The 12644-nt window shown below is 64.0% G+C and carries 11 protein-coding genes and 2 tRNA genes; 10 read left to right on the top strand and 3 right to left on the bottom strand.

Annotated features, from left to right (window positions below):
- Positions 1-175: 175 nt before the first annotated feature.
- Positions 176-1633 carry an NAD-dependent succinate-semialdehyde dehydrogenase gene (locus EN862_RS07255; RefSeq protein ID WP_127863454.1) on the bottom strand — a complete coding sequence of 486 codons (1458 nt, stop codon included), beginning with the start codon at positions 1631-1633 and terminating at the stop codon, positions 176-178.
- Positions 1634-1945: 312 nt separating this feature from the next.
- On the bottom strand, positions 1946-2896 hold the full coding sequence (locus EN862_RS07250) for an AEC family transporter (protein WP_127863453.1): 951 nt from the start codon (positions 2894-2896) through the stop codon (positions 1946-1948).
- Between the two features lie 163 nt (positions 2897-3059).
- Here EN862_RS07250 and EN862_RS07245 point away from each other — a divergent pair, with 163 nt between their 5' ends.
- The 9 genes from EN862_RS07245 to EN862_RS07205 all read left to right on the top strand — a co-directional run bounded on the left by EN862_RS07245 (position 3060) and on the right by EN862_RS07205 (position 10618).
- A complete protein-coding gene (locus EN862_RS07245) occupies positions 3060-3608 on the top strand; it encodes a histidine phosphatase family protein (RefSeq protein ID WP_127863452.1) in 549 nt (182 codons plus the stop codon).
- Positions 3609-3820: 212 nt separating this feature from the next.
- Positions 3821-3895 (top strand) — tRNA-OTHER (locus EN862_RS07240).
- A 2-nt stretch (positions 3896-3897) separates the two neighbouring features.
- Positions 3898-3967 (top strand) — tRNA-Ile (locus EN862_RS07235).
- Positions 3968-4333: 366 nt separating this feature from the next.
- Entirely contained in the window at positions 4334-5476 is a 1143-nt protein-coding gene (locus tag EN862_RS07230) for a slipin family protein (protein WP_127863451.1), read from the top strand.
- A 182-nt stretch (positions 5477-5658) separates the two neighbouring features.
- Complete coding sequence (locus EN862_RS07225; RefSeq protein WP_127863450.1) at positions 5659-5940, top strand: acyl carrier protein; 282 nt, start codon at positions 5659-5661, stop codon at positions 5938-5940.
- A 55-nt stretch (positions 5941-5995) separates the two neighbouring features.
- A complete protein-coding gene (locus tag EN862_RS07220; RefSeq protein WP_127863449.1) occupies positions 5996-7183 on the top strand; it encodes a beta-ketoacyl-ACP synthase in 1188 nt (395 codons plus the stop codon).
- Between the two features lie 12 nt (positions 7184-7195).
- Complete coding sequence (locus EN862_RS07215; RefSeq protein WP_127863448.1) at positions 7196-8467, top strand: beta-ketoacyl-ACP synthase; 1272 nt, start codon at positions 7196-7198, stop codon at positions 8465-8467.
- Positions 8468-8583: 116 nt separating this feature from the next.
- Positions 8584-9612, top strand: coding sequence for a zinc-binding dehydrogenase (locus EN862_RS07210; protein WP_127863447.1), 1029 nt, complete (start codon positions 8584-8586; stop codon positions 9610-9612).
- A 13-nt stretch (positions 9613-9625) separates the two neighbouring features.
- Positions 9626-10618, top strand: coding sequence for a lipid A biosynthesis lauroyl acyltransferase (locus tag EN862_RS07205; RefSeq protein WP_127863446.1), 993 nt, complete (start codon positions 9626-9628; stop codon positions 10616-10618).
- 7 nt (positions 10619-10625) lie between these two features.
- Here the strand turns inward: EN862_RS07205 and EN862_RS07200 are convergent, their stop codons facing one another.
- Positions 10626-11057 (bottom strand): L,D-transpeptidase, encoded by a 432-nt coding sequence (locus EN862_RS07200; RefSeq protein ID WP_127864013.1) that lies wholly within the window; start codon positions 11055-11057, stop codon positions 10626-10628.
- Between the two features lie 279 nt (positions 11058-11336).
- Here EN862_RS07200 and EN862_RS07195 point away from each other — a divergent pair, with 279 nt between their 5' ends.
- On the top strand, positions 11337-12614 hold the full coding sequence (locus EN862_RS07195; protein ID WP_127863445.1) for an acetylornithine deacetylase/succinyl-diaminopimelate desuccinylase family protein: 1278 nt from the start codon (positions 11337-11339) through the stop codon (positions 12612-12614).
- Positions 12615-12644: the final 30 nt, after the last annotated feature.

Raw genomic sequence — 12644 nt, 5'->3', positions numbered from 1 at the left:
ATCATCCGGCAAGGGCAGGCATAAGCAATTCCAGGAAAAGTGTGAAACGGTTAGGCTCGGCGACTTCGCCGTAGCCCTCCGTCCGGAATTGCGTCAAAACAAAGCGCTGGAGCAGTTCACCGCTTCCTGAAATGGTGAACTGCTCTAAGCGCCTGCCCTTTTCCGGGGATCTCGATCAGAGCCCCAGGCCGCCGAAGCAGGCATATTTGGTGTCGAGATAGTCCTCGATGCCCTGATGCCCGCCCTCGCGGCCGAGACCGGATTCCTTGACGCCGCCGAAGGGCGCCTCCGGCGTGGTGATCAGGCCTTCATTGACGCCGACCATGCCGTATTTCAGGCCTTCCATGACCCGGAAGGCGCGGCCGAGATTGCCGGTGTAGAAATAAGCGGCAAGGCCGAACTCGGTGTCATTAGCCAAAGCCACCGCCTCTTCCTCGGTCTCGAACTTGAACACCGGCGCGATCGGCCCAAAGATCTCTTCCTTCATGAATCGCATGTTCGGCGTGGCGCCGGAGATCACCGTCGGCTGGAAGAACGAGCCGCCCAGCGCATGGCGCTTGCCGCCGGCGACGACCTTGCCGCCCTTGGACGTGGCGTCGGCGATGAATTCCTCGACCTTCTCGACCGCCTTCTCGTCGATCAGCGGTCCCTGCTGCACGCCTTCCTCGAGCCCCGAGCCGACCTTGAGGTTGTTGCTGGTGGCGGCAAGCTTCTCGACGAACTGGTCATAGATGCCTGCCTGGACGAGGAAGCGGTTGGTGCAAACGCAGGTCTGGCCGGAATTGCGGTATTTCGCGGTGATGGCGCCAGCCACCGCACGGTCGACATCGGCGTCGTCGAAGACCAGGAACGGCGCGTTGCCGCCGAGCTCCATCGACACTTTCTTGACCGTCGTGGCGGACTTCTGGATCAGCAGCTTGCCGATTTCGGTCGAACCGGTGAAGGTGATCTTCTTGACCAGCGGATTGGTGCAGAGCTCGTCGCCGATCTCGCCGGCCGAACCGGTGACGACGTTGACGACACCCTTCGGGAAGCCGACTTCCTCGGCGAGCGCACCCCAGGCGAGGCCGGAATAAGGCGTCTGCGAAGCGGGCTTCACCACAGCGGTGCAGCCGGCGGCCAAGGCCGGGCCGATCTTGCGGGCGAGCATCGAGGACGGGAAATTCCACGGCGTGATGGCGGCGATGACGCCGACCGGCTCCTTGGTCACCAGGATGCGGCGGTCGCCCCAGGGCGAGGGAACGATGTCGCCATAGACGCGGCGGCCTTCCTCGGCGAACCACAGGATGTAGGCCGCGGACGAGCCGATCTCGCCCTTGGATTCGGCGAGCGACTTGCCCTGCTCGATGGTCAGCAGCTCGGCCAGCACGTCCTGATTGTCCATCATAGCGTCATGCAGCTTGCGCAGCAGCTTCGAGCGCTCGAGCGCGGTGGTCTTGCGCCAGCTCTTGAAGGCTTCCTCGGCGGCCTCGATGGCGCGGCGGGTCTCGGCCTTGCCGGCCTTCGGCACGGTGCCGATCTTCAGGCCCGTCGCCGGATTGTTGACGTCGATGGTCTGGCCGCTGTCGGCCTGCACCCATTCGCCATTGATGAGATTGGCCTGGCGCATGAAATGGCTGGTTTTCTGAAGCATGGTCTGGCCTCCGTTCGGCGCGCTGATCGGCCGTTTTTCTGGATATCCGTTGAAGCGTGCTTCAAGTGCCGCACGCCGGCGCATTGCTCTTACCTAGGGAAAGGCAGGCAAGCAATCACAAGATGGCATATAGGGGTTGGGCCAGCAAAGGCGAGCGCCTCAATCGCTGGCAGGGATGTTGAGATTCAGGTCAGGCCGAGCCGAAAACAGCGATTTTCGAGAACCGGAGCGGAGCGTACTTAAAGTACGTGAGCACCGGAAGCGCAGGAAATCGCTGTTTGCAGGCCGGACTCACCTGGAGAACGACATTCCTTATCCGAAGACGTGGATGACGACCGTCAGCCAGAACGACGTGGTCACCACCGCGCTTGCCGTGGCAAGCGTCATCTGGTTCGAGGCCAGCGCCTGGCCGGTGTTGAACTGGACGGCGATCAGGTAGGAATTGATGCCTGAAGGCAGCGCCGCAACCACCACCGCGACTTTGGCCGTCAGCGGCGGCAGGCCGAGCAGCCAGACGAAGACCAGCACCAGCGCCGGCATAAGGAACAGCTTCAGCCCCGACAGCGCCAGCGCCGGCCGGATATTGCCGGAGATGCCGAAGCGACGCAGGCTAAGCCCCATGGCGAACAGCGCCACCGGGCCTGCCGTATCGGCAAGCGTGTCGACCAGGCGCTCGACGAGCTCCGGCAGCGGCGCGCCGGTGAGGCGCCAGGCCAGCCCCGCCAGGATGCCGATGATCAGCGGATTGATGAACAGGCGCCTTAGGAAGCTTTTGACGACGCGCAGCGGGTGGACCGTCTCGCCGCTGCCGCGTCCGAAGATCTCGAACAGCACGATCGAGGCCATCATCATGATCGGCAGGTGGATCGAGACCAGCAGCGACAGCACCTCGAAGCCGCTGGCGCCGAATATGCCGAGGATGAAGGGCGCGCCGAGCAGCACGACATTGGAATAGGCCGAGGAAACGCCGCCGACGATGCCGGCCCGGGCATCCCGACCGAAGACGCGCGTCGTGACCAGATGGCCCGCGGCCCAGGTGACCGCGACAGCCGCAAAATAGGCGCCCCACAGCGACCATGGCGCCACACCGTGGAAATCCGACTTGACCATGGTTTGGAACAGAAGCAGCGGCATCGCCACATTGATGGCGAATTCGGAGATGCCCTCTCCGCTCGCCGGCTTCAGATAGAAGGTCAGCCCGGCCAGATAGCCGAGCGCCACGAGGCTGAAGACGAAGAGGACGGTTTGGGTGAGCGGAGTCATTTTGCGGGCGGGGACATTTTTCCCGTGATAGGCGAGCCCTGACCGTGGTGCAATTGGCGCAGCGCGCCTATCTCCTGCGCCTCCGCTTGTTTTCCGGCCGGCTTTGCGGTCCCTATATGCCGACCATGGCCCCAAATCCCCGGGTCGCCATAAGGGACTTCCGATGCTGCGACTTGTTCTGGCGCTTTTTCTCCTGGCTGTTCCGAGCCTTGCCCACGCGACCGATGCTGGCTGGGCGCTGCTGCGCGACGGTGGCCGTGTCGTGCTGCTTCGCCATGCCTTCGTCACCGGGGCGACGGACCCGGCCAATTTCGACATCGGCAACTGCGCTACGCAGCTCAATCTGTCCGAGCGCGGCAAGCAGGAGGCGAGCCGCATCGGCGCGCTGTTCGCGGCGCGCGCAGCACCCATCGACCACGTGCTCTCCAGCCGCTACTGCCGCTGCCTCGACACTGCCCGCATCGCTTTCGAAGCCGAGCCGCAACCTTTCGCGCCGCTCGACCTGCTGAAGACCGACCCGGCTGAGAAAGCCGCCCAGATGGCGGCAATCATGAAGGAGATCCGCGGCTATTCAGGCTCCGACAATCTGGTGCTGGTCACGCATCTAGAAAACATCGAGGCGCTTACCGGCGTGGCGCCGCGCGAGGGCGAGGCCGTGGTGGTGGCGCCGGACGGCGACGGCCTCAAGGTGCTGGGACGCGTGACTTTCTAAGACTCAGCGCCGACCAGTGTTGCCGAAATACAACTCCTGGAAGAAGCCGCAAATTCGCCGCGACAATGCCGCTTGCGACAACCCGTCGCAGGGTCTATAGGCGCGCTCCCGGTCACGAAAACCGAAGCGAGCACAACGGTTGGAGCTTTCGCCTCCGCCCGTGCAGGCGGCTTTGCCGCCCTGTATACGGCGCCGTTTCGGGTGTTGGGATCGCCGATGTAGCTCAGAGGTTAGAGCGCCGGATTTGGGTCCGGAGGTCGAGGGTTCGAGTCCCTTCATCAGCACCACGGATAGCTCAGGTTGGGTAGAGCATCAGACTGATAATCTGACGGTCGAAGGTTCGAATCCTTCTCCATTGGCCTCGAAAGCCAGCACCCTCTCACGGTGTTATTCGAAAATCGGTCCGGGGACCGGAATGCGAGGACTTCACGGACGGCACGGTTTCGGCCTCGCCGGGCGGCGACGTCCTGCGCCATCGGCTCGCGGCCAGGCCCGCGGTGACGATCAAGGCGCGGCGCGGCCGGCAAGGGAAGCTTCGGCTTCCGGCGCCCGCTTCGCCGTCCCGCGATCCGCTCCCGAAGGCCCGCCACGCGCCGATGCCACCGGTCTCCGGATCATTCGTGCCCGGGAACATGAAGTACGACGATGTGAAGCAAGAAACGAAAAGGATGATCGACGCATGACGTGACGCCTCGCATGGGGCCATGCCCGACAGGAGTAAGACAATGAAGACCATTCTCGAAAAGGCCCTTGGACGCCAGCGCGTCCTCGTGAAGGAAAATGAGCGTGCAGTTGCCCTCTACAAGGGCGAGATCCAGGCTATCCTGATGCCGGGCGAGCATTGGCTCGCCAACCGGCGCGGCAACCTGGAAATCTCCAGGCACGACCTGAAGAACCCGGAATTCGTTTCGGCTTACGAGAAGGCGTTGTTCGACAAGCTCCCGGACGTGGCCGCGCGTCACTTCACCGTCGTCCGCACTGGACGCATGGAGATCGCCGTGGTCGAGCGTGACGGCGCGCTGCATTCCGTGCTGTCGCCGGACCGCAAGCTTGTGCTGTGGACGGACGCCGGTCCGTGGAAGGTCACGACCGTCGACACGGCGGCCGACCTCGCCATCGATCCGGCGCTGATGCGCCGGCTCGGCCAGGCCCGGAAGACGGAACACATGTTCCTCAACCCGGTCGTGGCCGGCCAGGTCGGGCTGCTCTTCGTGGATGGTGTGCTCGTTCGCACGCTTGAAGCGGGCGTGCATGCCTTCTGGAATGTCGGGCGCATGGTCCAGGTCAAGGTCGTCGACATCAAGCGCCAGTCGCTCGATGTCGCCGGGCAGGAAGTGCTGACCAGGGATCGCGTGACGATCCGCGTCAACATCGCCGCCGAATACCGGGTCGTCGACCCGGTCAAGGCGGTGAGCACGGTGAAGGACTTCTCGGAAGCCCTCTACCGCGCCCTGCAGTATGCCTTCCGCAGGACGCTTGGCGCGCTCACGCTCGACCAGATCCTCGACAAGAAGGTCACGGTCGACGGGGACGCGGCGGCCAAGGTGCGCGACGACATGGCCGCGATCGGCGTCGAGGTCAGCGATATCGCTCTCAAGGATGTGATCCTGCCGGGCGATATGCGCGAGATCCTCAACCAGGTGGTTTCGGCCGAAAAGCAGGCCGAGGCCAACGTCATCCGTCGCCGCGAGGAGACGAACGCCACGCGTTCGCTGCTCAACACGGCCAAGGTGATGGCCGAGAACCCTGTGATGCTGCGGCTGAAGGAGCTCGAAGCTCTCGAAGCCATCGCCGGCAAGGTCGAGCGGCTCACCGTCCACAACGGAACGGGCGGGCTGCTCAATGACCTGGTCAAGCTCCGCGAATAGCGGGATTGACGCTGCGTAAGATGAGAAGGGCCACCGGTTCGAACGGCGGCCCTTCTTGCCTTCCCACAACCCGCTACCCATCTGCCCCCGGCGCATCAGGCCTTTTCCTGCCGGGAAAAACCGATTAGACAGCGCCCAAACAAGATGCGGACAGATTCCGCCCGCAACCGAAGGAAGAGCCCTTGTCCACCACGTTCGAGAAAGTCGCCAAGATCATTGCCGACACCAGCGAGATCGATATCGACACCATCACGCCCGAGAGCCACACGATCGACGATCTCGGCATCGACAGCCTCGATTTCCTCGACATCGTCTTCGCCATCGACAAAGAATTCGGCATCAAGGTGCCGCTCGAGAAGTGGACGCAGGAGGTCAATGACGGCAAGGCTTCGACCGACGACTATTTCGTCATGAAGAACCTGTGCGCCAAGATCGACGAGCTGGTCGCGGCCAAGGCCGCCTGAAGCGGTTCGGGCGCGGTCTTGACGCGCCCTGCCAGCTGACCCACAACAGCCGCCCATGAGTTCCCACGACGTCGTCATCACCGGCATCGGCCTTGTCTCTTCACTGGGAGAAGGGCCTGACGCGCACTGGCAGAAGTTGACGCAGCCCGGTTTCCAGCCGGTGCTCGAGGCCGAACGCTTCGCCCCCTACACCATCCATCCCCTGCCCGAGATCGACTGGAACCTGCAGATCGCCAAGCGCGGCGACCAGCGCCAGATGGAAACATGGCAACGTCTCGGCACCTATGCCGCCGGCCTTGCGCTCGACGACGCCGGCATCAAGGGCAATGACGAGCTCTGCACCACCATGGACATGGTGGTGGCGGCCGGCGGCGGCGAGCGCGATGAGGCCGTCGATGCAGCGATCCTTGCCGCCTCCGAGAGCCGCAACGATCGCGACGTGCTGCTCAACGAGAAGCTGACGACGGAATTGCGGCCGACTTTGTTCCTCGCGCAGCTCTCCAACCTGCTCGCCGGCAACATTTCGATCGTCCACAAGGTCACCGGTTCGTCGCGCACCTTCATGGGCGAGGAAGGCGCCGGCGTTTCGGCTGTCGAGACGGCGGCCGCGCGCATCCGCTCGGGACAGTCGACCCATGTGCTGGTCGGCGGCGCCTTCCAGACCGAGCATTCCGACATGCTGCTCGGCTATGAGCTCGCCGGCTACCTGCATCGCGGCCCATGGAAGCCGGTCTGGCAGCGCCAGGGCTCTGAGGGCGGCGGCGTGGTCACCGGTTCGGGCGGCGCTTTCCTGGTGCTGGAGCAGCGCGAGCACGCGGAAAACCGGGGCCGCAAGATCTACGCCGAGCTCGGCCCCGTAGTCTCCGGCCGCGCCAGGCGCCGGCGCGGCGAACTGAATGCCGCAATCGCCGCATTGCTCAAGCAGGCCGCCCTTCCCGACGGCGACCTGCTGACGATTTCCGCCGCCTCCGGCGCCCATGCCGCCACCGCGGCCGAAAAGGCGGTACTCGACGCCAACCCGGCTTTGGCCGTGCGCGCCTTCTCGACGCTGACCGGCCATATGAAGGAGGCGCAGTTTCCCTTCGCCGTAGCGCTCGCCGCGATGGCCGTCGACCGTAAGGCCGGCTACCCTGTCTTCGATGCAACAGTCGAACGCCCGTTCGAAGGCACACCGACTTCCGTCCTTGCAACCGCGATCGGTTATCACCAATTCGAGGGCCTTGGGCTGGTTAAGGCCGCTTAGAAAGAAAGAATCATGGCCAATCTCCGCGACCACATGGGCAGGCCGATCGTCGCCGTGACCGGCATCGGCGTGGTGACCTCGCTCGGCGTCGGCAAGAAAGACAACTGGGCGGCGCTGACCTCGGGCAAATCCGGCATCCATCCGATCACCCGCTTTCCGGTCGATCAGCTCAACACCCGCATTTCCGGCATGGTCGACTTCCTGCCGTCGAGCTCGAAGGGTGCAAGCCACCTCACTTACGAACTGGCCGAGACCGTTGCCCAGGAAGCCGTGTCGGAAGCAGGCCTCGATTCCGGCGATTTCGGCGGCCCGCTGTTCCTTGCCTCGCCGCCGGTCGAGCTCGACTGGGCCGACCGTTTCTCGCTCTACAATTCCGACAAGAAGGATGGCGGTTCCGAGAGATTGCTGCGCGTCGCCCGCGCGTTGAAGGAGCTCGACATCTTCGAAACCACCCAGTTCGGCTCGATCGCCGACCGCCTGGCCGACCGCTTCGGCACGCGGGGCCTGCCGATCACGCTCTCTACCGCATGCGCCTCCGGCGCCACCGCCATCCAGCTTGGCGTCGAGGCGATCCGGCGCGGCGAATGCGACAAGGCGCTGTCGATCGGCGCCGACGGCTCGGCGACCGCCGAGGCTCTGATCCGCTTCTCGCTGCTCTCTGCCCTTTCCACCCACAACGACATCCCGGAAAAGGCGTCGAAACCCTTCTCCAAGGATCGCGATGGCTTCGTGCTCGCCGAGGGATCGGGCGCGCTGGTGCTGGAATCGCTGGAAGCCGCGCTGGCGCGAGGAGCGACGATCCTTGGCATCATGAGCGGCTGCGGCGAAAAGGCCGACGATTTCCATCGCACCCGCTCCAAGCCCGATGCGTCACCGGCGATCGCGGCGGTGCGCGCCGCCCTTGCCGATGCGGGCATGAGCGAGGACGAGATCGAGTATGTCAACGCGCACGGCACCTCGACGCCGGAAAACGACAAGATGGAGCATCTGTCGCTGTCCACCGTGTTCGGCGAGCGTATCGGCTCGATGCCGGTTTCGTCCAACAAGTCGATGATCGGCCACACGCTGTCGGCCGCCGGTGCGGTGGAGGCCGCCTTCTCGCTGATGACCATGCGCGAAAGCGTCATCCCGCCGACCATCAATTACGACAATCCGGATCCGGCTATTGTCCTCGACGTCGTCCCGAACAAGAAGCGCAACGCCGAGGTCGGCACGGTTTTGTCGAACTCCTTTGGCTTCGGCGGCCAGAACACCTGCCTTGTCATGGCGCGGGAACCGGTCTAAGCGGACGTTTTTCCGCCAATGCATATCGCGCAAAAGTGAAATCGGTTTTGCGACAACGACATGCATAACAAAGAACCTAAAGCGCATTGCGCTTTAGAACCGAACTGACAGGCCCTATGCGCGCATTGCAACTTATCGAGGACCGCCGTCTTGAAACGGTGGACCTGCCGCCTCCCCCGCCGCCTTCGCTCGGCGAAGTGACGCTGCGCATCAAGGCGGTGGCGCTCAACCACATCGACGTCTGGGGCTGGCGCGGCATGGCCTTTGCCAAGCGCAAGCTGCCGCTGGTCGTCGGCGCCGAAGCCGCCGGCGAGGTCGAAGCGGTCGGCCCTGGCGTCTCCAACCTCCAGCCCGGACAGTTGGTCTCGATCTACGGCGCGCGCACCTGTGGGCTGTGCCGTGCCTGTCGCGAAGGCCACGACAATCTCTGCGAGCATGTTTCCGGCGTCCACGGCTTCCATCTTGACGGCTTCGCCCAGGAAAAGATCAACCTGCCGGCGCGCCTGCTGGTACCCGCTCCTCCCGGCGTCACCGAGATTGGCGCGGCGGTCGCGCCCGTGACCTTCGGCACGGTCGAGCACATGCTGTTCGACAATGCGAAGCTGGAACCCGGCGAGACCGTTCTCGTCCATGCCGGCGGCTCCGGCATCGGCACCGCCGCCATCCAGTTGGCCAAGAAGATGGGCTGCACGGTGATCACCACGGTCGGCTCGAACGACAAGATCGACAAGGCCAAGGCGCTCGGCGCCGACCACGTCATCAACTACCGCGAGGACCGTTTCGAAGGCGTCGTGCGCAAGCTGACGAAGAAGAAAGGCGTCGACGTGGTGTTCGAGCATGTCGGCGCCGACACTTTCGCCGGCTCGATGCTGTCCTTGAAGCGCGGCGGCCGCCTCGTCACCTGCGGCTCGACCTCCGGCGTGTCGACGCAGGTCAATTTGATGCAGCTTTTCCAGCAGCAGCTGAAGCTGCTCGGTTCCTTCGGCTGCCGCATGGAGAACATGGCCAACGCCATGCAGAAGATGGCCGCCGGTCTTGTCGCCCCCGTCATCGATACCGAGGTGGGTTTCGACGACATCGATGCGGCGCTGAAGCGCATGGAAGGCCGCGACGTCTTCGGCAAGATCATCCTGCGCGTTTCCTAAACAGGGAAGGCGGATGGTCGGCAACGCGCTCAGGAAAGCCCGCCGGGACTTCATGTTCCGCTACGGCAGGCGGCTGCGCCAGATGGAGCATTGGCTGGTCGCCAGGCTCGCCATGGTGTTGCTCTGGCTGCTGCGCCTGTTGCCGCCGGACAGCGCGCTCAATTTCGCCGACCGCGCCGCCCGCCGGGTCGGCCCGCTGGTCGGGCGCCACCGCGTCGCGGTCAACAATCTGCGCCTGGCCTATCCGCAGAAGAGCGACGCTGAAATCGAGGCCATCGCACGCGACATGTGGGGCAACATGGCCCGCCTCGCGGCCGAGTACATCTTCCTTGACGCATTGTTCGACTTCGACCCGGACGCTTCGAAGCCCGGCCGGGTCGAGGTTCGCGGTGTCGAACATTTCGTCGAGATCGCCGGCGAGAAGAAGCCTCACATCCTCTTTACGGGCCATCTCGGCAATTTCGAGCTGCTGCCGGTGGCCGCGGCCACGTTCGGCATGAACATCACGGCGCTGTTTCGCCCGCCGAACAACCCCTATCTCGCGGACTACATCCATTCGACGCGCCGCTCCTCGATGGGCGCGCTGCTGCCCTCCGCCGCCGGCGCCTCCTTCGCCCTCGCCGCCATTCTCGAGAAAGGCGGCAACATCGGCGTGCTGGTCGATCAGAAATTCTCGGGCGGCGTGGAGACGGATTTCTTCGGCCGCCTGTGCCAGACCAATCCGATGCTCGGCATGCTCGCCCGCCACTATGACTGCGATGTCTACCCCGCCCGCTGCGTCAGGCTGCCGGGCAACCGCTTTCGTCTCGATATCGAGGACAAGCTGGACTTGCCGCGCACCGAAGACGGCAGCGTCGACGTCGACGCCACCACCCAACTGCTCACCGATGTGGTCGAGCGCTGGGTGCGCGAGGATCCAGGACAGTGGATGTGGTTCCACAAGCGATGGGAAATCAGCGGCCGCCGCCGGAAGCGCGGACAGGCGAAGGCGGCAGCCGGCAAGTAGTCGGCTTTCAGTTGGTGACAACGATCCGCGTGTTGCCGAAGCCGACTTCGTTGACCATCGTATAGAAGGTCGCGGCATTGGCCGGATGCAGGCGCACGCAGCCATGCGACGCCGGGCGCCCGAGATTTCTCACCGCCCCGGTGCCGTGAATGGCGAAGCCGCCGTGGAAGAACACCGAATAGGGCATCGGCGAGTTGTCATACTTGCGCGAATACCACATCCGGGCTGTCCATTGCGGCCGGTAGCTGCCGCGCGGCGTGAAATAGCCGGGGCGCGCCGTCGATACGCTCCAGCGGTAGAGCACCTGGCCATATTTGCTGACGGTCATGGTCTGCGACGAGACGTCGATATTGGCGACCAGCGTGGCCGCCCGACTTGCGATAGACATGCCGAACAACGCGGTTGCCAGCACGGTTGCCATGAGAACGAAGTTTTTCATGCGATCAAACCCCTTTGATTGCCCCCTGCCATTGACGCGGTTTTCCATCTTTTTGCCGGCAGATGCGTTAAATACCACACACTCCTTGACGATTCCGCCAATCCAATGCGATGAATTTGAACGATTTTCCCGGCATAGTTGCCGCTGCGACACGCACCCTCCTGAGTTTAAACACGGGCATTGGGCCATGCCCGGATCGTCATGTGGCAATGAGCGACTGCTTGCTTGCAAAAGTGCTGCGTTCCTTCTTCAATCCACCGAATGAGTGAACGACTTCGCATGAATGAGCGACTTTTCGGGGCGGTCGACGACCGGACAGACGAACTCGTTGCGCTGACCGCGGACCTGATCCGCTTCCCGACCGTCAATCCGCCAGGCGAGGCCTATCGGCCATGCGCCGAGTTCCTAGGCGCGCGCCTGAAGAAACTCGGCTTCGAAACCGAATTCATCCGTGCCGAGGGCGCGCCAGGCGACAGCGATCGCTATCCGCGTGTCAACGTCGTCGCCCGCTTCGACGGCAATTCGCCCGGCCCCTGCGTGCATTTCAACTCGCATATCGACGTGGTCGAGGCCGGCGACGGCTGGACCGTCGATCCCTTTGCCGGCGTGGTGAAGGACGGCAAGGTCTATGGCCGAGGCGCCTGCGACATGAAGGGCGGCCTGGCGGCCTCCGTCATCGCCGTTGAGGCCTTCATGGAAGCCTATCCGGATTTCCCCGGCGCCATCGAAATCTCGGGCACGGCGGATGAGGAATCAGGCGGTTTCGGCGGCGTCGCCCATCTGGCGCGGCTCGGCTATTTCTCAAAGCCGAAGGTCGACCACGTCATCATCCCGGAGCCGCTGAACAAGGATCGCATCTGCCTTGGCCATCGCGGCGTCTGGTGGGCCGAGATCGAGACCAAGGGCGAGATCGCGCATGGCTCGATGCCGTTCCTCGGCGACAATGCGGTGCGCCATATGGGCGCCGTGCTGCAGGCTTTCGAGGAGGAACTGTTCCCGGCGCTCGACCGCAAGATGACACGCATGCCGGTGGTGCCGGAGGGCGCCCGGCGCTCGACCATGAACATCAATTCCATCCATGGCGGCCAGACCGAGGATTTCCGGCCCGGACTTCCCTCGCCCAATGTGCCGGATTGGTGCCGGCTCACCATCGACCGGCGCTTCCTGCTCGAAGAGGATATCGCCACCGTCAAAGGCGAGGTCACCGGGATCCTGGAGCGGCTGAAACGCGAGCGCAAGAAATTCGATTACGAGATCCGCGACCTGATGGAGGTGCTGCCGCTGATGACCGAGCGCGACGCGCCGGTGGTGAAGGCCGTCGCGAAAGGCATCATGGAGGTGTTCGACCGCGAGCCCGGCTATGTGATCTCGCCCGGCACCTACGACCAGAAGCATGTCGCGCGCATCGGCCACCTCTATGACTGCATCGCCTATGGCCCGGGCATTCTCGACCTTGCGCACCGGCCGGACGAATGGGTCGCCATCGCCGACATGGTGGAATCGGCCAAGGTGATGGCGATCGGCCTCAATGTGCTCTTGCGCGGCACGACCGGATGACAGGTAAAAACATTCCGTCCGGCGCCGCCC

The organism is Mesorhizobium sp. M2E.F.Ca.ET.219.01.1.1 (assembly GCF_004016445.2).
GTDB lineage: Bacteria > Pseudomonadota > Alphaproteobacteria > Rhizobiales > Rhizobiaceae > Mesorhizobium.
The sequence above is the reverse complement of the archived record's forward strand: the minus strand, read 5'-3'. Positions and strand labels throughout refer to the sequence as shown.